The sequence below is a fragment of the Streptomyces sp. NPDC002476 genome (assembly GCF_042889785.1).
GTDB lineage: Bacteria > Actinomycetota > Actinomycetes > Streptomycetales > Streptomycetaceae > Streptomyces.
In genome coordinates, this window is sequence record NZ_JBIARH010000023.1 from 53713 (window position 1) to 75534 (window position 21822).

The 21822-nt window shown below is 68.3% G+C and carries 23 protein-coding genes and 2 pseudogenes; 4 read left to right on the forward strand and 21 right to left on the reverse strand.

Annotated elements, in window-relative coordinates; all coding sequences use genetic code 11:
- Positions 1-324: 324 nt before the first annotated feature.
- The 4 genes from ACFYXM_RS24200 to ACFYXM_RS24215 form a co-directional block, all read right to left on the reverse strand.
- Complete coding sequence (locus ACFYXM_RS24200; protein WP_389292260.1) at positions 325-837, reverse strand: hypothetical protein; 513 nt, start codon at positions 835-837, stop codon at positions 325-327.
- A gap of 19 nt (positions 838-856) precedes the next feature.
- Positions 857-1969 (reverse strand): NucA/NucB deoxyribonuclease domain-containing protein, encoded by a 1113-nt coding sequence (locus ACFYXM_RS24205; protein WP_389292262.1) that lies wholly within the window; start codon positions 1967-1969, stop codon positions 857-859.
- A 1199-nt stretch (positions 1970-3168) separates the two neighbouring features.
- Entirely contained in the window at positions 3169-3786 is a 618-nt protein-coding gene (locus ACFYXM_RS24210; protein WP_389292264.1) for a DUF6461 domain-containing protein, read from the reverse strand.
- 307 nt (positions 3787-4093) lie between these two features.
- Positions 4094-4330 (reverse strand): hypothetical protein, encoded by a 237-nt coding sequence (locus ACFYXM_RS24215; protein WP_389292266.1) that lies wholly within the window; start codon positions 4328-4330, stop codon positions 4094-4096.
- Between the two features lie 925 nt (positions 4331-5255).
- On the opposite strand from ACFYXM_RS24215, the gene ACFYXM_RS24220 reads away from it, so the two are divergent.
- Positions 5256-5507: a DUF6207 family protein gene (locus ACFYXM_RS24220; RefSeq protein WP_389292267.1), complete on the forward strand. Its 252-nt coding sequence runs from the start codon at positions 5256-5258 to the stop codon at positions 5505-5507.
- Between the two features lie 329 nt (positions 5508-5836).
- Here the strand turns inward: ACFYXM_RS24220 and ACFYXM_RS24225 are convergent, their stop codons facing one another.
- From ACFYXM_RS24225 to ACFYXM_RS24250, 6 genes are all read right to left on the reverse strand, one after another.
- Positions 5837-6145, reverse strand: coding sequence for a hypothetical protein (locus tag ACFYXM_RS24225; protein ID WP_389292269.1), 309 nt, complete (start codon positions 6143-6145; stop codon positions 5837-5839).
- 36 nt (positions 6146-6181) lie between these two features.
- Positions 6182-6334, reverse strand: coding sequence for a hypothetical protein (locus ACFYXM_RS24230; protein ID WP_389292270.1), 153 nt, complete (start codon positions 6332-6334; stop codon positions 6182-6184).
- 8 nt (positions 6335-6342) lie between these two features.
- On the reverse strand, positions 6343-6780 hold the full coding sequence (locus ACFYXM_RS24235) for a hypothetical protein (protein ID WP_389292272.1): 438 nt from the start codon (positions 6778-6780) through the stop codon (positions 6343-6345).
- Positions 6781-6884: 104 nt separating this feature from the next.
- Entirely contained in the window at positions 6885-7271 is a 387-nt protein-coding gene (locus tag ACFYXM_RS24240) for a hypothetical protein (protein WP_389292273.1), read from the reverse strand.
- A 31-nt stretch (positions 7272-7302) separates the two neighbouring features.
- Positions 7303-8145: a helix-turn-helix domain-containing protein gene (locus ACFYXM_RS24245; protein ID WP_389195741.1), complete on the reverse strand. Its 843-nt coding sequence runs from the start codon at positions 8143-8145 to the stop codon at positions 7303-7305.
- A 211-nt stretch (positions 8146-8356) separates the two neighbouring features.
- Positions 8357-8485, reverse strand: coding sequence for a hypothetical protein (locus ACFYXM_RS24250; protein ID WP_266501892.1), 129 nt, complete (start codon positions 8483-8485; stop codon positions 8357-8359).
- 700 nt (positions 8486-9185) lie between these two features.
- On the opposite strand from ACFYXM_RS24250, the gene ACFYXM_RS24255 reads away from it, so the two are divergent.
- The 3 genes from ACFYXM_RS24255 (at position 9186) to ACFYXM_RS24265 (ending at position 12302) form a co-directional block, all read left to right on the forward strand.
- A complete protein-coding gene (locus ACFYXM_RS24255; RefSeq protein WP_389292275.1) occupies positions 9186-9938 on the forward strand; it encodes an HNH endonuclease family protein in 753 nt (250 codons plus the stop codon).
- 942 nt (positions 9939-10880) lie between these two features.
- Positions 10881-11291, forward strand: coding sequence for a hypothetical protein (locus tag ACFYXM_RS24260; protein WP_389292277.1), 411 nt, complete (start codon positions 10881-10883; stop codon positions 11289-11291).
- Between the two features lie 231 nt (positions 11292-11522).
- The gene (locus tag ACFYXM_RS24265) at positions 11523-12302 is read left to right on the forward strand and encodes a hypothetical protein (RefSeq protein WP_389292278.1); all 780 of its coding nucleotides are present in this window, start codon (positions 11523-11525) and stop codon (positions 12300-12302) included.
- Between the two features lie 128 nt (positions 12303-12430).
- On the opposite strand, the gene ACFYXM_RS24270 is transcribed toward ACFYXM_RS24265, so the two are convergent.
- From ACFYXM_RS24270 to ACFYXM_RS24320, 11 genes and pseudogenes are all read right to left on the reverse strand, one after another.
- Entirely contained in the window at positions 12431-12772 is a 342-nt protein-coding gene (locus tag ACFYXM_RS24270) for a hypothetical protein (RefSeq protein ID WP_389292280.1), read from the reverse strand.
- The gene (locus ACFYXM_RS24275; protein WP_389292281.1) at positions 12769-13587 is read right to left on the reverse strand and encodes a hypothetical protein; all 819 of its coding nucleotides are present in this window, start codon (positions 13585-13587) and stop codon (positions 12769-12771) included. The genes ACFYXM_RS24270 and ACFYXM_RS24275 overlap by 4 nt, the downstream gene beginning before the upstream one ends.
- A 272-nt stretch (positions 13588-13859) precedes the next feature.
- On the reverse strand, positions 13860-14414 hold the full coding sequence (locus ACFYXM_RS24280) for a hypothetical protein (protein WP_389292283.1): 555 nt from the start codon (positions 14412-14414) through the stop codon (positions 13860-13862).
- A gap of 133 nt (positions 14415-14547) precedes the next feature.
- On the reverse strand, positions 14548-14982 hold the full coding sequence (locus tag ACFYXM_RS24285) for a hypothetical protein (RefSeq protein WP_389292285.1): 435 nt from the start codon (positions 14980-14982) through the stop codon (positions 14548-14550).
- 59 nt (positions 14983-15041) lie between these two features.
- Positions 15042-15302, reverse strand: a complete 261-nt coding sequence (locus ACFYXM_RS24290) for a hypothetical protein (protein WP_389292286.1) — start codon at positions 15300-15302, stop codon at positions 15042-15044.
- Between the two features lie 156 nt (positions 15303-15458).
- Entirely contained in the window at positions 15459-17018 is a 1560-nt protein-coding gene (locus ACFYXM_RS24295; protein WP_389292288.1) for a hypothetical protein, read from the reverse strand.
- A 638-nt stretch (positions 17019-17656) separates the two neighbouring features.
- Positions 17657-17839: pseudogene (locus ACFYXM_RS24300) on the reverse strand (hypothetical protein); the annotation flags it as partial.
- A gap of 463 nt (positions 17840-18302) precedes the next feature.
- Positions 18303-18434 (reverse strand): annotated as a pseudogene (locus ACFYXM_RS24305) (IS6 family transposase); the annotation flags it as partial.
- Positions 18435-18584: 150 nt separating this feature from the next.
- Positions 18585-19127, reverse strand: a complete 543-nt coding sequence (locus ACFYXM_RS24310; protein WP_389292290.1) for a hypothetical protein — start codon at positions 19125-19127, stop codon at positions 18585-18587.
- Positions 19121-20860 (reverse strand): DNA/RNA non-specific endonuclease, encoded by a 1740-nt coding sequence (locus tag ACFYXM_RS24315; RefSeq protein ID WP_389292292.1) that lies wholly within the window; start codon positions 20858-20860, stop codon positions 19121-19123. The genes ACFYXM_RS24310 and ACFYXM_RS24315 overlap by 7 nt, the downstream gene beginning before the upstream one ends.
- Positions 20857-21822, reverse strand: coding sequence for a sensor domain-containing protein (locus ACFYXM_RS24320; protein WP_389292294.1), 966 nt, complete (start codon positions 21820-21822; stop codon positions 20857-20859). Before ACFYXM_RS24320 ends, ACFYXM_RS24315 begins: the two co-directional genes overlap by 4 nt.

Sequence of the window (21822 nt, forward strand, 5' to 3'; positions counted from 1 at the left end):
ACCCCGAGGAACTCGCGCGACGCGAGTAGGTGCCGTGCTGTTTCGACCGTTCCGCCGGGGCTGGCGCCGGGAATGGGAACGGCCAGGAGGTACTGAAGCGGGCAACAGCGGCCGCGTACCGTGGCACGGTGCCCGCCGCGGTTGCCGACTTTTGTCGACGGAATAGGTGAACGTCTGAAGGCGGTGATGCTGTCTTGCTCAGGCGCGCAGCTGCTGCTACGGCGCGACGTCGTACTTCACGACTGTGTCCGAGCAGGCCGTGGCGAGCTTCTTCAGAGTCCGGGCCGCCGCCTGTGAGGCGGCGGCCCGGCTGCTCTTGCGCTCCTAGAGCTGACGCCATTCGGTGCCGACCTGGTCGGTCTGGCGGATGACTTGCTCGTCGGCTGTCGGGGCAGGCCATGTCTGAAGCAGGTACGCCTCGACCGGGTCGTCGTCCGGGCCGAGGCTGTCCTCGGCCCGCCCGGCATCGCGGCCGCGGGCGTGGACACGCATGCGGTAGCTTCCCGGGCCGGCGGAGGCGAGGTCCGGCAGATCCTCCACCTCGCCGTCCTCCCACGAGGTGACCAGGGCCGAGCCGGTACTGGAGGTGAAGGACGTCTCCACCACCTCGTCCCAGTCCCCCTCAAGCGGCGGCTCGGACTGGTGTGTGGTGACGGTGACCTCAACCGGACCGACGGTCAGCCCCGTCAGGATGCCGGCCCCGTCCTCCGCCACAGCGACCAGCCCGTTGCCCGCATCGGAGATGTCCGGTGCCTGATCGGTGCCCAGTTCGGGGTCGACGACGTAGAACTGACGGGCATACACCCACACACGGGCGACCCTGCGTCCTTCCGGCATACCGGGTTCCTCCTCGGTGTCAGGAGATGGCGACCCAGAAGGCGTCACCGTTCAGGATCCTATTGTCCTTGTACGCCTTGAGCAGGTACTTGGATCCCCCGGCCGTGCTGTTGTGCTTCTCGTTGATCATCCTGCGGCTGAAAACACCGGAGGCCCCGCCCTCCTTCGTCGACGCGAACGGGTACTCGTCACAGCTCTTCCCCGCCGGACGGGGCAGGCTCTTCGGGCACGCCTTCGAACGGTTCTTCTCGATCAGCTTCTTGTCAGTGGTCCGGTGCAACGGCTTGCCCACACCGGGCTGCCCCGGATGCCCCTTCAGCTTCCGCTGCGCGTCCCAGACATGCTGCGCCGCTTCCTTGACGTTCTTGTCGCCGCGGGACATCGCGAAGACAGGAACGGCTCCGGGGTGGACACAGCCGCCCGCCTTGGTCGTGATGCCCTTGACGGAGTCGCAGCGCACGGTGGCGGCCTGCGCGAGACTGCCGGTGGCGGGTGAACCCACGGCCGCCTTCAGCGTGACGACGGGCGCCTCCCTGTGCTTGAGCGTCTTCGACCCGGGCGACTTCAGAGCGAACGGGAAGCTCGTCTCCTTCTTCACCGAAAGCCCCTTGGCCCCAGGCGCGGAAGTCACCACGCACTTGGTCTTCGCGGACTTCCCGCAGTTCAGCTTCAGGCTTGCGACCACACCCCGCGCCGCGCCGCTGGCGCTGGTCGGGTAGAGACCGATGGTGTGCTTCCAGGTCCGCGAGTCCCTGGCCGCCAGAGACGTGCGCTGCGTGACCCGGATGTTCATCGTGCCCAGCAGCTTGCCGCTGGGCACCTCGATGATGTCAAACCGCAGGCTGCTCACCGAGCACGCTTTGTGCCGGTCATAGGTGAGGTAGCCGGACTTGCAGGTCAGCCCGGCGGCCGCTGCCTTCGCGGTGGACGAGGGGGCCGTCGTCTGGGTCACCTGGGTGCATGTGGCGGTGCGTTCGCCGCGCGCGGCAGCGGACTGGACGGCTCTGTCGCAATCGGCGCTCAGTGCTTGGGCGGTGGGCTGTGCCTGGGCAGGTGCGGCGCCGGTCACGAGAGCGGCTGTGATGCCTGCCGTTCCGATGACTGCCGCGACCCGCTGACGTGTGATCGTCATTGATTCCCCCTATTTTGCTGGCCCGGAGCACGGCGGAGCCGCAAGTGAGAGGTCTGTCTGGCTCCCCCGAGCAACGTGCTGTGCTATGGCCGGGCACGCGTAAGCCCTACACAACAGCGTTGGCTGTTGCAACCGGAGCAAAGCTATAGTCAGTGGCCTTGCGCAGCAAGCGAGTTAAGAAAATCGGGCAGCCTCGCGCGATAGAGGGGATCGATAGCTACCTGGCGGGGCCAGCCGGTGAAGTTTCCCCGGGGGAGCTAATGCAAATAAATGTTCGCAGGATGACGATCCCGGCGTCTCCGCTGACCCGCCGTCCGGACAGCTGCGCCAAGTCGCGAGCGCCAGGATCACGAACACAGAGTGGTCGGGCCCTCCGCTACTCGCATCACATGTGCGTGCCCGCCCAAGGCGGTTCCGCCGCAGGCCCGACTGGAGTAGCCGGCCGGGTGTTGGTCTGCTGTTGTCCGTACCGTCGGGCGTGAGTGCCCTGACAGGACGGCGCTCTGGTTGGCCCTACGGTCACTTCGCACGCCCCGCAGGGCCAACCTCGTTGCCCTCAGCCACCGCCGCGGAGGTTGCCGCAGTCGCCGTTGGCGTCGCCAGGCCGGAATCACAGCCACCGTTCGCCGCCCGCCGCATGCCGTCCGTTTGTCGGCTGGGCTCGGCCGGTATGCGGTACAGTTGATCTTGACGGTTCGCCACAACTTACGGCAGCTGACGTTGCGTTGGTGGTCCAAGGAAAGACGCCCCGCTTCCTGCGGGGAAATGCAGGTGCAAGGCCTGCCCAGCGCTCGCACACGAAGCCCTTCCCTCCACCGTGGGAAGGGCTTCGTCATGTTCCCCCGCACACCCTGGAGGAGTAGCCGGCGGTCTTCCGCCCGATGACGGCCGGCGCGATCGACACGTCCGGGCGGCAACCGGCATCGCGGGGTGCATTGAGAACCGCAGGTCAGCCGTGTGTTCCTCGCCTGCGCCCCCAGCCGGGGAAGGACTCTGATCGACCGACGGCTTTACCTTCCCGAACATCTCCTGGTTCAGTGATCCCGGACGTCGCACCGCGGCCGGAACCCCTTGACACCGTACGGGCTGACATCGCGACCACACTCATGAAGTTGGCCCAAGCCGCAGGCAATGTGCCCTACTGCGCGACGCCGAGTTCGAGAAATGATTGGACTCCGCATGCGGTCGGACCGGCAATTTCATGTGGTCGGTGGCGGGTCGGTTTGGGTGAGGCGTATTCCGTAGCCGAGAGATCTCACGGGCTCGGGTTGTGGCGGGCCGTATCCCTGACTGTTTTCCTGTAGCAGCACGGTCAGCAGTGGGCTGTTGACCGTCTCGTTGCTGAGTGTCGCCCCTGTGTGCTCGGACACAGCCCGCAGCACGGGGGGCCAGCCGGGGAATTCCTCTGCGGCTTCGCTTCGCCGGAGTTCGACAGCGTCCCACCACGGGTGAGGTGGTTCGGGCCGGGTGCTGGGCATGCCCGGCTCGAATCGTTCTGCCAGATGCCCGTCACGCCAGAACTGGAACGCCTGACGGCCGCGGACGTCCTGCTGAAGGCTGAGTGTTTCGGTGCCCTGGGAGAGCCGGGTCAGCAGAGTGGTCATGGAGCCGAGCCAGCCCCACTCCTCAAGGCAGAACGACCAGTTGCCGATCGCGCCGACGCGCAGGACCGTTGCCGCGAGTCCTTCGTGGCCGATTCGCTGGCCGAGTCGGTAGGCTTCCTGCGGGTCCAGCAGGCGTGCCTCCTCGGGCCGGGCGCCGTACCGGGTGAGCAGCCCTGACGGGGCCAGGCCGTGGGTGAACGTCAGGCACCACATGATTTCGTGGTCAGCCCAGGACGTCGACGACCGGGGATCGGTGTGATCGCTTTGCACTGTGGTGTCTCCTAGCTGGGCGTCTGCACCGGGCCGGGCAGTTGTCCGGCCCGGTGCAAACGATGCTTTTGGGGTCAGGGGGTGAACTCCAAGCCGAACGTGGGTGCGCAGGCCGTCGTCTTCTACAGCACAGGCACCAGTGATGCGGTGTCACCCGTGAGAGCGGATCAGGCCGGTGCTGAAGAAACCCGGGGCGTGGCCACTCGTCGGTAGGTGCAGGGAACCAATCCACGACCACCTGCAGGGGGACCTACATCACCCCGCCTTTCTTCACTTTGTACAGTTCGAGATCTCTGTTCACGAACAGCTGTACGTAGCCGCAGTCCCAACAGATCAGCCCGGTCGCCGACTCGTTCGCCCAGCCGAAGTTCAGGAACTCCATGCCGGTGCTGTTGAGTTTCACCTCACGGTCCCGAAACAGATCGCCTTGGCAGAAGCTGCACTTGATCCACACGCCCCCGAGAGCCGCACGCACAGGCTTGGCCACGCCCCCACCCCTTCTTCCCAGAGCAACCGGAGTGGCGCAACCGCCGTGCACACCCCGCGCGTTGATCAGCATAGTCAGGGCCCTCGAACCGGGCCGTGAGCGGGAGGGACCCCGGGCGGCGTGCGGCCAGGACCCGGGACGCGAGAACTCCCACGGCACGCCGGACGTCCTCCAGCGCTTCCCACAGCCCAGCCGTCACCTCACGGCCCGTGCCGCGCTCAGCGGCGGCAGCACCGGTCCGGCGACGTCCTGGTCGCGCTTACCCATACCTCCAGTGTGCGCCGCACCAGCGTGGCGGCTATTCCCCGGCGAGGCCCTGACGGGCAGCGTCGATCGCGTCCTCCAGGGGGTCCCGCACGGCCACCGGGGCGAACTCACGGGCCGGAACAGGGACCGAAACGGGCGCAGCAGGGACCGAAACCGGGGCCGGAAAGGTCCGGTCCAGGGATCGGCCTGAGTGCGGGGCTTCCCGGCGGAGATGTGGTAGGGCTGCCTGCGCGGTCCGGGTCGCGTCCCTCGTGGTGGGCCTGTCAACGCGCCTGGTCCGGCGCGCCGTTGCGTGACGTAGGTGTAAACAGCGACGTACCGCCACGACACGGGTTTTCCGGTCTGAGCCGACGCTGTGCCGCTATGAGAAATGCCCGGTGCCATTTGGCAGTCGAGCCGGGCTGTGGGAATCAGCGACGGCCCGGAGGCTTCGCTGCCCCCGAGGCGTATCGCGCTGATCACGGGGTTCAGGCCAGGACCCGCACGACGGACAATTCACGTACCCGGAACCACGCGGTCGCCACCTCGGAGACGGCAGAGCGCGGCGCGCACCTCACCGCCCCGGGCGCCGCACGATCGGGCGCGCCCGGGGCGCAGGCCGGTGAGACTGCGGTGGCGGTTGGCGATGCGGTGTCACCCGTGAGAGCGGATCAGGCCGGTGCTGAAGAAACCCGGTGCGCCGCCACTCGTCGGTAAGAGCATGGAACCGATCCACGAACAGCACCTCAGCGAGCCCGGCCTGGCCGTGCTCGACATCACCGCAGCCGACGAAGCGACCGTCCACGCGGTCATGACCGCGCTCGACCAGCTCTGGGCAACCTCCGGGAGCAGGCCCACGCGACGGACACCCGGAGAACCCGGGGTCGGGGCGCGGGTGTACGCAGACATCCGGCGTCGCCCCGCCGACTGATCCTGGCCGCCCGTGCCGAAGACCGCGCCTGTTTCCGGGGCTGGGGGCGCTGGGCGGGCCGCCAGTGAAGCGGGCGCACGTATGGGCCAGGCACCAATGACGTACGGTGCTGGTGGCCGGGGTTCTTTCACCCTCCGGTGATCGTTCTTCACCCCCGGCCTCCCGCGCCCCGGGAGCCAGCGCACTCTGGCCCCCGGGGCGCAGCTGTTGCTGCTCCTGATGTATGGCCGGAGCCGGTGAGATGGTGCGCGGTGTGCAAGTCGGCACCGTCGCCGTTTTCGTGTGCCTCGGGAAGTGCAACGGGCAGAGGTCCGGCCGGGTGCGGGTGCTCAGGCGGCGAAGCCGTCGGCCTGGGGCCAGGGCGGCTCGCGTTCGCGATTCAGAGGGTCGTACGGCGGTTCCCGACCGGGACGCGGCGCTGTACTGCCGGGCGGCCGCGCCTCGCCTCGCCGCCTCCGATCCACCGCCTCGACCGTGCCCGGGGCCAGCGGCTCCAGCCGGTCTTTGCAGCACCGGGCCACCACCGCCTCCGCCAGGCGCTCGCGCGACAGCTCGACCGGGCACAGCTCGCCCGCCAGCCACTCGGTCTGGTCCTCCTCCGTGCACTTGCGGAGCCCGAAGGCACTCCGGACCTTCATCCGGTGCCGCTTGATCGCCCGCCCCGGCTGGCACCTTCACCTCGGCTCGCGCCCGTCGCGCCGCACGGCCGTGACAGCCCGCGGCTTCTTCCTCGCCTTCTGGCTGGCGCCGTTCTTCCGGGCTTGCTCCATCGCGGCCCGCAGCGCGACCCGGGCCAGGTCGACCCCGGACACCTCGCGCTCGCTCATGCCTGCCCTCAGGTGGTGTGCCCGAGGGGTGCGTGCCCGCCAGGCGCTGCGCCTCGTCGACCAGCTGGTGGCTGAACACCCGCCGACGTCTCGCCGTACTGGTCGATGTTGTCGAAGACGACGCTGTGGTCCTTCATCCCCCGCACCCGCCACGTGCGGACTTGCTCCTGGTCGTCGCCGTCGACCGGGTCGGGCACGGCGACCGGACGCGGCGCCGCGGGCAGCACGACCGGCGCCATTGGCGCGGCCGGGACGTCGCCGGCCGACTGCTCGGCCGCGGCTTCGGCGCAGGCCTGAGCTGCGACGGCCTGCCGGGCGCGGACCTGCTCCCACCTGTACGCCTTCGCCCACGCCCTGGCCGTTACGTCCTGGTGCAGCTGCGTGGCGGTGGCCTCCCGCCGCTCCGCCTCCGAGGCCCCGGGCATCGCGGCGTCGACGGCGGTCACGACCGTGCGGCGCTGGTCCTGGCGGTCTTCCTGCCGCTCCGAGCAACGCGGGCAGTCCCGGCCGGAGTCGAGCAGGGCCGTCCGAAGCGGCCCTTGGTGTCCGGTCAGCCGTCACTCTTGGAGATCTGTTCCCGCCGGGCAGCTGCCAGGCGGGCGCAGACGGTTGCGGGCTCGGCTCCGGTGACGGTGGCGATCTGATCGATGCTCAGCAGCAGTTTGTGGTGAAGGAGGTGGGTGTCCTCGACGGCGGTGGAGGTGCGGCCGCTGCGGCGTGCGACGGTCTGGGTAAAGCGCTGCCATGCCCAGGCCGAGGGGCGCCGTTCGGCAACCACGGAGGTCCAGGTGCTGGCCACGGTCTCGAAGAGCTTCGATGTGGCTATCTGGGCCTCCTCCGAAGGAAGGTGGGCGGCGGCGTAGGCATGGTAGGCGGGTCGGTGGAGGTCGTAGAACGCGTAGTAGGCGTTTGTGAGGACGGCGAGCGAGGGCTTCATGGTCAGCGTTTCCTGGTTCTGCCGTTCCCGGTCAGCCGAAGGCCTCTGCGGGGAGGCTGCTGCCAGGCCCATGGGCGGACGTGGCGTTGCGCCACAGGGGCAGGGCGATCTCGGGCCTGCTCAGCAGGGCGGTCGCGAGCCGGTGGTACACACCCCATTCCGGCACCCCGGGGCCGTGGAAGGCCCGCCGGAGTTCCTCGATGGTGATGCTGCGCTGGGTAGAGCTGAGGATCCGGTCCTCGCGGGGGGAGCCTGCGGCGTAGTTCAGGGCCTGGAAGTAGGTGCGCAGGGTGTGCACTGGGTCGGCGGTGCTGACGGGCTCGTCGGCGGCGATCTTCCAGAGCAGTGTGGCGAACTCGGTCTCGGTGACGTCGCCGCACTGCCCGGCGATCAGCTCCACGTACAAGAGGGTGGCGGACCGCTCGCCGGAAAGGATGCGCGAGAGGTAGGAGCGGTGGATGTTCATGTGCTTGGCCAGCTCCTGCTGCGGAATTCCGGACCGTTTCCACATGAGGGTGAGCGCACAGGCCAGGCGCTGGTGGGGGTCTCGCAGCGAGGCCTTCTTGGGCATGGCCCGTTTGGCGGCGCGCTGTGAGCCGAATGCCAGTGCGGGGCGTTTACGGGTGGCGAGATCGCGGTCGACGGATCGCGGCGGGTACTTCCTGCGTAACCGGTCCGCGCTGACCTTCAGCACGGGCTCGAGGTCGGTGAGCGGTTCGCCCCGAGACCGCTGGCGCACGACGAGCGCGGCGGTCGTGTCCTCCATGAGGTGGGTGAGCTGGACTGTGCATTCGAGGAGGTCGGTGGTGGGCGCGTTGGGGTCGGAGGCGCGTGCGGCGAGTGTCTCGGCGATCCGGACGGCGTCTACGGCCATGCCACGTACCGCGGTACTGCAGCGGGCGGCGCGCTCGGTGTCGGCGACCGGCTGCCTGGGAATGGGGGGCGGTTTGTGCGAACTGGTGGGCACTGCGAACTCTTTCGTGGGTGTTTGAACGGGTATCTGGACCGGTTCTGTCGTCGGGCACTGCGTGGCCTGGACTTCGGCCGTGGCGAAAGGAGCAGCCGCGGCCGAGCCTTGTTTCAGGTCAGCGTCGACGCACCCACTGGCGGACCAGGGAAGATCCGTGAGCGGCTGTCAGGAGAAGCATCAGGGCGGGCAGTACCTCGGGCGTGAGAATGCCCGGGATCACGAGCAGCGGCAGAGAAATCGCCACGACGGGCATGCTTCCGCGCATGGTGACAGAGGTGACAACCTCGCACGAGGTTTCAACCATGCGCGGGGCAGAAATGATAGGTTCGCGGCTCGTTTCCCCTGCAAGCGCGTGAGCGGGAAGACGGGTTCGGCGTCGGTCGGCCATGGAGGGGCGTCCTTTCAGGGTTCGGCTGAACGTTGAGACAGCGACAAGAGACCCCGGCGCCCCGGCTACCAACCTGCGGCCGGGGTCTTTGTCTGCCCCGACGGAGAGTCGGGGAAAACGCAACCTACTACCTCGGCTCATGGTTGGTGCCGCAATGTAGTGGTCAATGGGTGCGTGCACCCACCCCGCCCACCACGGTCAAACAGTCACGTAACTGACCAGTAAGGCCCAAAAGCCGACCAAAATCAGTCGGATGAAACGGACAACGGTAGCGAAGAGCTCGAATCCACTGGAGCGGAGTGCCCCCGCGCAATGTCGCGCCACCCCCACTCCCCCCGGCCGCGCCCGGACGGTTTCCACGGAACTTGGCACCAACCGCATAGCTCGAACGGGTGAACGGCCGTACCCGCGACCGGCGAACCGGGTACCGATGCCCAGCGGCGTCGCAGTCCTCACCCCGGCGAAGCCACTGCAAACGCCTATATGACGATGCGTCAGCCTTCGTCGCTCTCTGAAATCATGAGGCTGTATCAGCCCTCGACTTCGGAGCATCGCCGTGAAAGCACGCCGCCTCGCACCCATCGCCGCCATCTTCCTCGCGGCTTCGCTCGCCGCCTGCAACCCAAGCTCGGCGAAGAGCGAGACCGATTCGAAGCCGTCAGCCCCCGCCGCCGCGGCCAGTGCTCCCGGCGCCCCGGCCGATGGAGCCTCTGCTGCCCCGGGCGCCCCTGCCAGCGGCAGCGACCTGTCCCTCGTGGAGGCAATCGCACAGATCCCGGCCGCGGACGAGAGCCGGACCGGCTACAAGCGCGATTCCTTCCGCCATTGGGTCGACGAAGACAAAGACGGCTGCTCCACCCGGAACGAGGTGCTGCTGGCCGAGGCGACGAAGAAGCCCGAGCTGGGGGCGAAGTGCGCCCTGACCGGGGGTGAGTGGCTGTCGTACTACGACGAAGTCACGGTCACCGAGGCCAGGAAACTGGACATCGACCACATGGTGCCGCTGGCCGAGGCATGGGACAGCGGGGCCTCGGCGTGGGATCCGGACCGGCGTATGCGATACGCGAACGACCTCGACTCCGAACGGTCCCTCGTGGCCGTCACCGCGAATACCAATCGCAGCAAGGCGGACAAGGACCCGTCGGAGTGGATGCCGCCGGCCGACTCCGCGAAGTGCACCTACCTCGCCGACTGGACCGCCACGAAGCTCCGCTGGAAGCTGTCCGCGGACGGCAAGGAACGGGCTGCACTGGAAAAGCTCGCCACAGGCTGCTCCGACACCGTCGTGAAGTACGAAGTCGCCCCCTGACCAGCAGTCAGGAACGGCACTCTCACCTCATCCGTATCACGGTGAGGGTGCCGTGCCGGCCGGACCCGGCCGGCACCCCAGATCCGTCTCCAACCGTGTGTACGACTCGCCCTCTGCCCGCCGCTCCCCCACCACCGCCGCGCCGCTCAAGACCTCACCGACACGAACCGCAAGGACGGGCTCCAGGCGGGCGGACACCCTCACCAGCCCGCCCTCGTCCCCCACCGCCAGGACCAGAGGGTGTGCTCTGAGCCGGGGGCCGGTGAACCGGTGAGGCCGTCGCCACCCTGCGGATCGAAATTCACCGGTTCCGGGCTGCCTTGTACGCGGCAGCGAAGCTCCGACGCTTGGGCCGGGTCCGCTTCTCGGCGGGTTCGTCCCACTTCACCTGTGACTGTCATGCGCGCGACCCTTCAGAATCGCGTCTGTCAGGTCAAGGCGTGTGCGCACGGCGGCCGGAACGTGGCGGCGAAGCCACCGGCCCGCAGCCGGGGTAATGAGCTGGGCCGGCCTGCCGTGTTCGCGCCCGGCACGCTTCTTCCGCGCTCCTCTGGCGGAGTGAACGCGCAGGAGATCGCCCGCATCCGACCAGGGCGGCCGGGGAGTCTGGTGCCGTGATCAAAACCGTGAAGCGTGTCGCGGCCTTCGCCGCCCTGGCCCTCATGCCGCTCGCCGTTCCCGCCGTCACCGCCTCCGCCTCCTCCCCGGCCGGCGGGGTAAACACTCCGGGCACTACGGCTGGGCGGAGCCCGAGGACCTGGACGCGCCCACCATCGAGCGGCTCAAGGCCGCCCGCTCCAACCTGCGCTTCCAGGACCGGCGCGTCGCCGACCTCGAAGCCCGGATCGCGGGTCCCTGACAACCCGGAGGCCACTCAGCCCGGTCCGGTGACCAGGGGAAACCCTTGGTCGCCGGACCATTCCATATGCCAGGCTCCTGGGTATGGAGCCCCACAACGAACAGGCCGCAGGCGAGGTTCTGCGTCAACGCGGCTGGCGCAAGGTCTTTACCGTCCAAGAGATGGTCGACAAGTGGGCCTGGCTCGTGGGCGAAGTCGAGGACGGCTACGACGACCTGGTGGACGAATACACCAACGACCTCTACAGCCGGAACTGGCTGCACGAGGCGTGGCCGATCCTCACTGAGCGCGTGATCATCCTATGGACACCGCAGATCAAAGCCCTCGACGATCGTTTCCGGGCCGCCACCGTCTTCGACGACGGCATCTCCTTGTCACGGTTCCACCGAATCACTGACTTCGACCCCACCGACATGTGGTGGTGGCGGCGACACCCGCGTCTGCTCGTCGGCGATCTCGGCCGCTCGCTCCGCTCGGCGGGCGCCACCGACTGATCATCGGCAGGACAACCCACGAGACGCCGCCAGACCACGGTCGCCACCCGGATCACTCGGACAAGCGACAACATCGACCCAACTGAGCGTCACGGACATGTAGTCTATGAATCGTCGCAGTTCAGAGTAGGTTCACGAGCTCCTGCGGTTGGTAAACTCGCCGGCCTCCAGGAGCGCAAGGCACGGGCGTTCTCCACCTGGGCCGATGTCACCTGCGACGGTGCCCTGCGGTTGGAGGCCCGGCGTGCCGAGCAGGCCGCGGCCGCTGCCCGCCTCCAGCACCAGCAGCGCACCGGCAACATCACTGGCGGCATCACGGACAACGACGGGCCGGCCGTGACGCGGGTGCTGACCGTACCGACGCAGTGGGAGCACGCGCGCTCGGTCCTCGCATACGTGGCCGACCACAGCCCGCTGCCCGGCCCGGAGGCACGGCTGCTGGTGCTGATGCTGACTCTGCGCACCGCGCACACCGGCACCGGCAACCTCGTCGGACAGGACATCGCTGCGCTGGGCCTGACCGGCCCGGAGGACCTGGTCGAGGAGCTGACCGGCTGCGGCTGGCTCACCCTGCCCGGCACCGCCGGGGACCTGCTCGCCTCCCGGCCGGAGAACCCCACTCCGGTCCGTGTTCCCTCCCTGGTGCCCCGCGAGGACAAGGCGGGCCCGTTCACGTTCGGCAAGAAGATGCGGCCCAAGCTCTCCGGCTGGGCCCAGAAGGTCATCTCGGACAAGAAGCTCCGCAAGACCAAGGCCACCGCCGCAACCCGGCTACTCGCCCTGACGCTGGCCACCCAGACCGACGCCTCGGGACGCCTCGGCCCCGGCGGCCAGGGCATCGACCTGACCGCCCTCGCTGCTTGGGTGCCGGTCGGTTCCGGGGAGCTGCAGCACCTGGTCGACCAGCTGGCGCAAGCGGACTGGCTCACCAACGTCGGCCTCACCGGCACCCACCTCACCGGGCAGCCGACCGAACGAATCCTCCCGCTCACCTGCCCCCTCCGGGCGTGAGGCACAGCAGCCGTCCGAGTGAGCCCGCGACGCAGTCATTTCCTGGCCCGCCCATCGGCTCCGGTGTGGAGGTGGGGTGTCAGCTCTCGTGGATCACCCGTCGCGCAGTGCTTCGAGTTCTGCCCGGGTCAGGGTGAGAGGAGGGGTGCGGCCCTTCCAACCCTGTTCGACGGCGTGCCGCAGGCCGGCCGACGGTAGTTGTCCGTCGTAGCCGGGGCCGTATGGGTGATGTCGTCCAGGAGCAGGCCGATGAGCCTGGCCAGCGCGATCGGGCCGCCGCCTGCGTACCCGTAGGTGTAGCCGCCGCCGATCTGCGGTGCGGGGAACACCGTCCCGTCCTGGGTGGTCACCCATACCGAGTTGTGGCCGCGGCCGATGGTCAGATCGGCAAGCGGTGAGTGCGCCGGCAGCCGCTGCGGGGCGACGGTCTCGATTACGTCGCCGGTCCGCGCGGCGGGCATGTCGGTCACCGGGTCGATGAGGATGTCCCGTTCCTGGTCGTCGCCGAGGTACGTGGCGAGCGCGATCCGAGGGCTGGCCTGCAATCGGGACGCCCACCGCCTGGCCTGGACGCAGGAGGACGGGTCCACGGTGATCTTGCAGGAGCCGGGGAAGTACCGGGTGTCTCCTCGGCGACCGGTTGCGGCGGGTGCGGCATGACGGGGCGGGCGGCCACCGCGATGGACGCGATGCCGTCGCTGGCATCGACGTACTCGGTGATCTCCTTGTGTGCGGAGTCCGCACAGTCCCACAGTGCGCGCCGTGCGACCTCGAGCGCGGCTGCGGCCGCGTGGGAGCCGTCGGGTTCTTCCGCGGCCAGGCGCAGCAGCGGCGCCGGGTCCGGAGTGACGACGGCCGGCATGTGCAAGGTGGGCGCGCCGGGCTTCCAGGCCATCATCAGCTCGGGGTCGCGCAGATTCGAATGCCAGTAGGGGGCGGGCATGCCGAGCACCCGCTCCAGGCGGTGCCAGGTGGTGCCGTAGTGCTTGTCCGGGCCGGCGGCGTCGATCGCCTCCAGGCTCGGTCCGTCAGGAGGGCCGTAGTCGGGTTCGACCACGGCCAGGGCCACGGCGTTCTGGGCCAGTTCGCGCAGCAGGGCGAGGCTCGGGAACGTCATCCCCGTCTCACCGTCAACCCCGTGGGCGAGCACGACGATCCCGAACTCCGTGTCCCACCGGTACAGCACCCAGTCTTGGCGCCGCTGCGCCCCCAGGAATTGGGACGGTCTGGTCGCCGCCGCGTTCCACAACAGCCGCGTCGTGCTCCCGGAGCGTTTGAACACCACGAACCTGGCCCCCTGACTTCACCCAGTGACTCAATACCGAAGGACCATCCAAGCCGAGTCGGCGGTCGTATGTGGTCAGATCAGCGGAGTGCCGAGGGAGAGTTCCCTGTGAGAGGTCTGCTGGGTGCGAGTGCTCGGGTTGCACGTGCCGGCAGTCGTCGGGGGACGCAGCCGGTCAGCTGGCCCGGTGTCCCAGCCCTGTTCCCGGCCACGGCTCATCAGGCGAAGGCCGATGCGCGCTCACACCTCTCCCTCTCCCGCCGTTCCGGGACTCAGGCGTCCTTCCATGCCCGGAGGAACTTCTGCTGGTCCTCCCAGGCTGTCCGGCTGCGGCCGGCGTGCAGGACCTGCCAGGCCGCGCTTTCCACCTCGCGTAGCCACAGCTCGCCGACGTAGCCGGCGTCGTAGCCGCTCAGGTGTTCCGTACCGATTTCTTTGCCGATCACTCTGGCGACCGCGGAGCGCTGCTCGCTGCTCATCTCCGCCACTGCGCTCAGGAGCTGGTCGGCCAGCGCGGTGCCGTCGCCGTCCACGGCGCGCAGCAGCTGGTGCCGCAGGTTTCCCGGCAACAGGACCGGGTCGTCCGCCGCCTGCCACAACTCGAACCAGAAGTCGCGTGGTTCATCGCTGGGCACAGGCAGGCTCGCCATCAGCGAGACGAGCCGGGCCGTTCCCGCGTAGGCGGGTGCGTGAGCCAGGGCCAGCAGCGCCAAGTCGGCAATCCGCTCCACGCTCAGCTGCCCGGCTTCCAGCTCCGGAGTCATGTTCATCTGGTGCGCGAGCAGCTCCGCGAACGGCTCGGCCTGGTACACGCGGGGAACCAGCATGCCCCACCCTTTCCGTCGTGAACGATCCAACAGCCCCTGATCTTCGCAGTGGTGATCGCACTCCCGCTTGCATTCGCGCGAGTTGGCTTGATCAGCTGCACGGCTCAAAGGCAACCCTGCCGCCGGCCGCGGGTCAGTTCTTTTCGGGTTCGCCGAGGGTCCAGCCGCTGATTGCCGAGATCGGGCCGCGCCAGGTCGGCAGGGTGTGGGTGGTCCGGCCGGAGCGGTGGGTCACGTCCTGCAGGTGAAGGAAGCGGGGGTCGACCTCGCGGCGGCGCCGGCCGTTCTCCGCGGCCTCGTCCAGGTGCCCGATCGCGTGGCGCGCGACCCGGCGCAGGGTGTCGTCGTGGTCGCCGAGCTGGCGAAGGTGCAGGCGTTCCCAGGTGTCGGTGGAGACCAGGGTGCCGGTCACCAGCGCGCCGCCCAGGGCCAGGGTCACCACGATGTCGTCGGCCTCGATGTCCTCGTGTTCCGCGCCCAGGCGCAGTATCTCCAGGTGCGGGTCGATCCGGGTCTCCGGCTGGAGCAGCATCCTCAAGGCCGGCTGGACCGCATCTCTCCACGACAACGTACTGCTCCCCCGGTTTGTTGAACGCCTGGGTCAAGGATGTCCTGCTCATGTCCCGGCTATGCGCCGGCCTTCTCGACCGTCACGGTGAACGGGGCGTCGTCCGTCGGCGGCGTCTGCTTCCAGGGACCGGTGACACGCCAGCCGTCCTGCTCCAGGACCCGGTTGGCGGCGTCGGGGTCGAACGGCTCGTCGGGTCCGGTGCCGGTGCAGTAGCCGAGGGGGCCGCGGTCGGGGTCGTCGATGTAGACGTGCCAGTCGGTGTCGTACTCGGCCCGCGCGGTCAACGCGGCTGTGGTGGTGGGGCTTCCGTGTGTCATGCCGACACCGTAGGACCGGCGACGGAACGCCTCACCGAACTTGCTGGTTCTGGCACACACCGGCTCGCTATGTGCTCAGGGGCTTGATGATCCGGGAGCGCGGGCACGACCGTCTGGTCGTGCCCGTCGTAGCGGCGATCCGGCCGATCCGCAGCATCAGGCCGTCGGAACGGCCTCGAGCCGGGTGGTTGCCTTCAGTTCCATCCGCCGCTTCACCAGGTCCTCGCCGGTGAACGAATCCCAGTACGGGTGTGTACCGACGGTCTCCGACAGGGCCAGGCACTCCTCACGGAGCTGGTCGACGTCCTTCTTCTCCTCGTCCGTCCAGCCAGGCGACGGCGGCCGACCACCCGTGACCTCACCGGTATGCGCATGCTCCTTGCCGGGCCAGCCCTCGTGCGGCTCCACCGACCAGGGCAGGGTCCGCCCGAGCGCGGCGAGCTCCGCGGCGGCCCGATGCAGGCGGACCTGCGCGGCGCGAAGATCATCGGGGAACGTCGTCTCAGCCATACCGGAACGATACGCGTGTTCGATTTTCGGGCTGGGGAGACACCGCTGGGGAAATGGGGGCTCGTCTACCGTCATCGCCGTTGGTGATGTCTCGGTGACGGTTGGCTGAGAGGATACGGGAGGCACGAACGGCCACGCCCCAACTGGCCGGGCCGGAACCGACGACTGCACCGGGACCGGTGGAACGCGGGCAGCGGGAGCGGCCAGCGTCGTGTCGACGGTGGTAGGCGAAGGCATGGTGGCCGGTCGGCATGTGGGAGCACGGTGGCTGGCGCCCGTGGGAAGTTCTCGCTCCCCCTCCGGGCTGGCAGGCAGAAGAACTGGCCTTCCGTTGTTGTGGTCATCGAGGCGGTCCCGGTCCGTGTCCGTTACCCAGAACCGGTGCGTGCGTGTCCCCGTCCGGTGCTCGACTGGCACGATCAGCCCGGCCGCCGTCTTACGCACCAGGTCGTCGAAGAACACGTCCCGTGGCTTCGGCGTGACGTGCCACTTGCCGCACCGGTTCGAGGTGTCCGGGCATCGGTACAAGGCCCGGATATCGCACCGCCAGAAGTCCAGCACTCGGAAGCCCGAAACAACACGCAGGTCACCCGACTTCGCGATCACCTGCGTCGGCAGGTCGTCGCTCCGCGTCCAGTGTGTGTCGCTTCGGCTCGCATAGTCCGAGCGGTCCGTGTGCCACGCTGGCGTGATCCCGTACTTGGATGCTTTGTTCGCACGCGCTCGCACGCTCCGCGGCCCTTCGTGTCCGGCAGACGAAAGCTGAATCTCCCACCCGATCCGGATCCCGTTCGCACCCTCGACAAGTGTGTCGGTCTGGATCCACGATCGAGGCCCCACGGCCGTACGCACCTCGCTCGCCGCCCGATGCCCGTCCCCCTCCGACACTCGCACGATCCGCTCCTGGTACGCCTTGTGCTCGTCCGACAACGCCGCCTGGTGCCGTTCCTCATCCTCGGACCGCTCGTGCACAGCCTCCCGGCGCCCGTTCCGCTCCCGCAGATACATCCACGCGACCACGCCCGCGTCCCGGCACACCCCACCGCATTGCAGGCCCCGCTCAGGCACTGGCACGCCTCTGTCGGCGTACAGCCGATCCGTTTGATAGAGCAGCTCCCATAGGCCAGGCCTGCTCTCCCAGCCGAGATCGTCACGGGTCAGATCCAGCTCGATGCGCAGCTTCTCGTGCCAGACGATGTTTGCCAACGTGCACCGCCTTTCACCATCGGAGAACTATTTCCTCGACGGTAGAACCAGGCACTGACATCCCATCAGAAATGGGATCAGCCGCTCGAAACGGGGTGTTCTGTTCGGGTGGCTACTGGTGGATGCAGAAGTAGCGGCGAGGAGAAACGCCCCGTCCTGGGCAACTGCCTGGGGCGGGGCGTTGTTGCGGGCGGCTACCCGATCCAGATGATGTCCAGGACGGACAGGTGCCGGGTGAGCCGGTTGATCACGTAGACGACGGACAACTGCCCGACCGACGCGGCCTGAACATCCTCGCCTTTGGGGGCACCAGTGTTCCCTGGGGCCAGCCCCAGGGGGAGCGCACCGCGATGTCCAGGACGTCGCGGACCGTCTCCTTCGAATGCTCGGGCAGCGAGGTCAGCGTCTTCGTAGCCTGTGGGGACAGGCGCACCGCCCACGGCTGACCGGTCACTGGCGGGCACCGAGAACGTCGTCCAGGCCCACGAAGCCGGTCTCATCTCGGCCGGAGTCCATGTACGCGTCGAGGGCCGGGGCTGCGGCGAGGCGCATCTGCCAGGTGCGGACGACGACGTCGTACAGGGGGCGAGGCTGTAGGTGTGGCGGGAGTCCTCCAGGGCCTTCGCCCAGTCCCGCTCGAAGGCCAGCATCCAGGTGTCGGCGCGGCGATCGGCGCGCAGCTGGGCGAGCAGTTGCGCAGCGGCGGCCGGTGTCCGCGTCGAACGCCACGGGTCTGCGGATCCTGATGTGTGCAGTGGCAACCCAAAGAAAATTACCGAGAGCGAATGCCTGGTGACGCATACCAGTTCGCCATCGCTCATCCAGCGGATTTAAGCCATCCCGCGCCACCCGGACGCCACCCCCACCCAGCAGCGAACACGCGAACTCCGGCCCGCGTAAAGGAAATTTGCGAAAACACAGCAAACGCCGGATAGGCCGGATCGAGCGTCCGGCTCGCCGAGGACTCCACCGACGCAAAAGCATGGGCCGCGCAGGGGCCGACACGCAGGGACTTCCAGATCAGGCACCGGACGCGACGCCGACCGTCGCGCCCGATGACCTGCGCGGCGAGAAGGTCCGCCTACCGCACGTGCACGGGCTGGAAGGACTCAACCGGCAGTGCGGGCGGCGAAGTCAGGACAGAGACCGGCGACCCCGGACGGCGCTCAAGCGTCCCTCATGTGTCCTTAGCGTGGTCGAGGGCGTCGGCGAGCTGGTCGTGGGTCATGGCGGAGCGCCAGCGGATGCCGGCCTTGGTGGCCTTCTCGTACAGCTCGGCCCGAGCACACCGCGCTCGAGCATCAGCTCCTCGACCTCCCGGAAGCTGAGCGGGAAGCGGAAGTACAGCCACACACAGTGGGAGATCACCTCCACCGGGTACCGGCGCCCCTTGTACAACGGCGGCGCGGACGACACGAGCGAATCCTCCCCGGAACGATCAACCACAAGATCATCCCACGCCGGTCAACCAACGTGACAACACCCCGTGAGCGCACTCAACAGCGATCGCCCCCAGGGACCCTGAGGGCGATCGCTGTTCACATGTGCCTGCGGATCAGTTGCCGATCAGTCGATGCGGTCGCTCAGGCCCAGCACCTGCGGGCAGTCGCTGGGGAAGTCCCTGGGCATGCCCGGCACGTGGATGGTGCGCCCGTAGACGCCGGTCAGGAACTCGACGGCACCGACCGGGAACTCCGACCAGTCGCCGTTGTCTCCGCGGACGACCACCGGCCAGGCGTCCGGGTCCGCAGGGCTCGTCCTCCAGTAGAAGGAGTCCCCCGAATAGGACGATGCCCAACTGATCAGGCCACCCGGCTGCGGGAAGGGGACGTAGCCCTCGGTGTCGCCCATCTCGTACAGATCCTGAAGGATTTCGTCCTCCCTGGCCTCGGAGGCCCACAACGCCTCGGTGCCGGGCCGGGGAACGGACACGCTCAGGAAGTCGTCGATGACCAGCACCGGGTACGCCTCCGCTAGAGCGCGGAAGTCCGAGGGCAGCGCCGTCCCGAGGACCGCCTCAAGGGCGCCCCAGTCCACGTTGCGCTCCCCAGACACACGCCACCGTGGCATCGACGGAAGCGCGTTCTCCAGCTCTTCGATCCTCAGCATGTCGTCTGCCAATCCGTGCTGTTCTTGACCACGACGTTGTCGAACAGTACTCCGTCCTTGGTGTAGGCGGACATGGTGATGCTGCCCGCGTATCCCGTGGTGTGGCTGTAGTTGACCTTCCCCATGTACTGGACCCATTTTCCAGCCGCGAGCTGCTTCTCCATCTTGATCTCGCAGCGCCGCATTCCGCTCCGGTTCATGCGCTTGAACCCAGTGAACAGGTTCTCGTTGACCCAGTCGCCGCCCACCTTGTCGCCGACGATGTGCGTGCGGTCGAAGATGTTGCCTTTCCCCGACCTGGGAGTGTTTTGCTCGGGGTCAGGGAATCCGTACACGTCAACCGAGCCGGTGTCTCGGTCCGCGAGCGGGGGCTTGAGGTCGCTCGGGCAGATCAGGGCGGTGGCCCCTTGGGCGCGGCCCTCCCCGTCCAGCGACTGGTACTGGAAGCGCGACGACTTCGGCTCGGATTCACACCGCTGCTTGTTGTCCGTGTCCGTATCGGGCCCTAGCCGCGGCGGGGTGGTCGGAGCTGGTGTGCGTTCGGCGGGCTCCGAGGGAATCCGGACCGCCGCGACGGACGTCACTTCGTCGATGACGATCCGGGTGCCGCTGACACTGGCCTGGGCCTGGCCACCGCGCGCGATGGCCGCGTCGAAGGCCGCCTGTCCCGGAGAGCCGAAAACCCCGGGTGTCTGCACCCTCAGGGCCCTGTAATGTCCGTTGGGTTTGCGGGCCAGGCCGTCGTAGGTACCGACCGGGCTGCCGAGCTGTGCCGCCTGCGCGGCGGGAAGCCGCCTGACGGCCTCAGGCGTCAGATACGCCGTGCCCGGCTGCATGTCGACGGTGGTGCCGGTCTGCTTCGCATACGCCTTCAGGGCGGAGGCCTGCGGCTGCCTGGACGGGCTGTCGGCAAGGCCGGCTTCCTGGCTCTGCGAATGGTCGCGGTACTGCGGCGGACCGGCCGCGTCACCGCCTTGGTCCATCATCGCCGCCGGGTCCGGTGGATTGTCGTCGAGGCTCTGAATGGCCTGGGCCATCTGCTGAAGCAACTGCTTCCCCAGGGACTGCAGTTGATTCTCCTTGCTCCGGAGCGTGCGGGCCTTCGCATCGTGCGCTGAGGAGGCGGCGGTGAGCTGGGACTTCTTCGAACGGAGCTGGGACCCCTGTTTTCTGAGCTGATTCTGCTCGTTCTGCAGGCTGCTCTTCGTGGTCCGCAGCCGGGCCTGCTCGGCCCTCAGTCTGTTCGCCTCGGCCGCGTACGCGTTGGCCGCGGCGGCCTGCGCGGGCATCCGGAAGGTATGCGGCTTGCTGTTATGGGCGCTGATCTTGGCGTTCAGGGCTGCCGCGCGCGAGTTGAAGTCGCTGGCCTTCTGGTCCACGGCAGCGCTCTTGGAATTGAACGCCGTGGTGGCAGTGCGTAAGGCGGCGGCATCCTTGGTGATCCGCTCCGCCTCGGCGACCAGGCTCTTTGCTTGTTGCGCTATCTCCGCTTCCTGCCGGTTGAAGTCCTCGATCTTCTGCACGAGGGCTGCCGAGACGGCCGTGATGTCTCCGGACGGGGCCAAGGGAGAGACGGTGCCCGGCTGGGCCAAGGCACGCGCAACACTGGTTGCCGCGCTGGCCGGTGCTCCCGTGCCAATGATCAGCCCCAAGAACGCCACCAGCACCAGGGGGATGACGCGCCGCATGGTGCGCCGGTGGCGAGCGACCGGCTTGAGCGGGTTCGTGGTCATCGGCTCACCTTCCTGGTGAGCTTGTCGGCGAGCTTCGCGGCGGTCGGCTGGCCGTCACCAGCCTGGCAGACCGAGACCTGGACGAGACTCGTGCCGTTCACCCGTGCCTGGTGGGAGCAGGCCCAGTTCGCGTTGCCGTCCTGCGCCGCCGTCCACGCCACAGCGACCCGGGTGGAGGGCTGTGCCTTGTACATCCACTTCGAGGTGCGGCCGTCCTGATCGGTGCGCGTCGAGGACGAGCACGCGTTCAGCCCCTTGGTGAGGGTCGAGAAGGCCGCATCAGCCTTCTCGCTGTCCGGGAACACGCCGATCACCTGATTCACGGTGTAGGCGCCCGTGGCCCCCGCGTCCTTGTAGGTCGCCGACACGAACGCGGTCCACACCTGCCCGTAGACCGACTGGGTCGTCGGCCCCGCCGCGACGGCGCAGCCCGACGGCGACACGGTCAGCGGGTCGTGAGGACGGTTCGACTGGGCGCCGGCGACCACCGTTGTCCCGGCCACACGGCTGACACTGTCAGGGCCGAGAAGGTCCGCTTGGACCGTCCCCGCAGCGATGTGCGGTGGACCGCTCGCAGGCTGCTGCGGCCAGAACCACCACCCGATGCCGGCCAGGATGAGACAGGGCACCACCGCAGCCGCGAGCAGCTGCCAATGACGCAGCAGCCGAGCAACGCCGCGCCCACTCGCACTCTGCGAAGGAACAGGCTGCGGAGCCGGTTGCTGCGGCGACGCGACCACGCCGGAAGCCGGGCGCGGACGTCTCACCCGCAGCGAGCGAAGCAGTCCGCCACGCCTTGACGTCTCGAAGTCAGCTGCCGCTCCGCCTGGGCCTGATGGTGGCGAACTCCCTTCGCCGAGCGGCCCGGCAGGTGAGGCAGCGTCAGCCGGGCCGCCCCTGTCCAGGTCCGACGTCGACGGAATGACGTATTCGGTGTCCTTGTCCACCCTGATCTCCCCCAT

Coding starts and splice junctions, on each gene's coding strand:
- ACFYXM_RS24320 (WP_389292294.1), bottom strand. CDS start 21,822: ATGGGGGAGATCAGGGTGGACAAGGACACCGAATACGTCATTCCGTCG.
- ACFYXM_RS24280 (WP_389292283.1), bottom strand. CDS start 14,414: ATGCTGGTTCCCCGCGTGTACCAGGCCGAGCCGTTCGCGGAGCTGCTC.
- ACFYXM_RS24240 (WP_389292273.1), bottom strand. CDS start 7,271: ATGAAGCCCTCGCTCGCCGTCCTCACAAACGCCTACTACGCGTTCTAC.
- ACFYXM_RS24210 (WP_389292264.1), bottom strand. CDS start 3,786: ATGTGGTGCCTGACGTTCACCCACGGCCTGGCCCCGTCAGGGCTGCTC.
- ACFYXM_RS24205 (WP_389292262.1), bottom strand. CDS start 1,969: ATGACGATCACACGTCAGCGGGTCGCGGCAGTCATCGGAACGGCAGGC.
- ACFYXM_RS24230 (WP_389292270.1), bottom strand. CDS start 6,334: ATGAGCGAGCGCGAGGTGTCCGGGGTCGACCTGGCCCGGGTCGCGCTG.
- ACFYXM_RS24200 (WP_389292260.1), bottom strand. CDS start 837: ATGCCGGAAGGACGCAGGGTCGCCCGTGTGTGGGTGTATGCCCGTCAG.
- ACFYXM_RS24245 (WP_389195741.1), bottom strand. CDS start 8,145: ATGGCCGTAGACGCCGTCCGGATCGCCGAGACACTCGCCGCACGCGCC.
- ACFYXM_RS24310 (WP_389292290.1), bottom strand. CDS start 19,127: ATGCTGAGGATCGAAGAGCTGGAGAACGCGCTTCCGTCGATGCCACGG.
- ACFYXM_RS24315 (WP_389292292.1), bottom strand. CDS start 20,860: ATGACCACGAACCCGCTCAAGCCGGTCGCTCGCCACCGGCGCACCATG.
- ACFYXM_RS24260 (WP_389292277.1), top strand. CDS start 10,881: ATGGAGCCCCACAACGAACAGGCCGCAGGCGAGGTTCTGCGTCAACGC.
- ACFYXM_RS24225 (WP_389292269.1), bottom strand. CDS start 6,145: ATGAAGGTCCGGAGTGCCTTCGGGCTCCGCAAGTGCACGGAGGAGGAC.
- ACFYXM_RS24290 (WP_389292286.1), bottom strand. CDS start 15,302: ATGACACACGGAAGCCCCACCACCACAGCCGCGTTGACCGCGCGGGCC.